We start from the raw sequence: 282 nt of genomic DNA on the forward strand, positions 1-282 counted from the left end.
GCCACGGTGTTCATGGATATCTGGGCGATCATCCTCAACAAGGCGATCGGCCAGCCATTGCCCAACTGGGGCATGGTCGGGCGCTGGGTGCGGCACCTGCCCGAAAAAGTGTTCCACGACGATATCGGCAAGGCCGCGCCCTATGCGCATGAAAAGGCGCTGGGCTGGGCTTTCCACTATCTGGTCGGCATCCTTTACGGCGTGATCCTGGTGGCGCTCGCGGGCGCAGGCTGGCTGGCGGCGCCGACTTTCCTGCCGGCCTTCATCCTCGGCATCGTCACC

At 64.2% G+C, this 282-nt stretch carries 1 protein-coding gene; it reads left to right on the forward strand.

Features of this window, described 5'->3' with window-relative positions:
* Positions 1-282 (forward strand): DUF2938 family protein (locus EN786_RS37355; RefSeq protein WP_135910234.1); only part of this gene is annotated, 282 nt, incomplete at both ends.

The organism is Mesorhizobium sp. M4B.F.Ca.ET.143.01.1.1, assembly GCF_004792275.1.
In the GTDB taxonomy this organism is placed as follows: Bacteria; Pseudomonadota; Alphaproteobacteria; order Rhizobiales; family Rhizobiaceae; genus Mesorhizobium; species Mesorhizobium abyssinicae.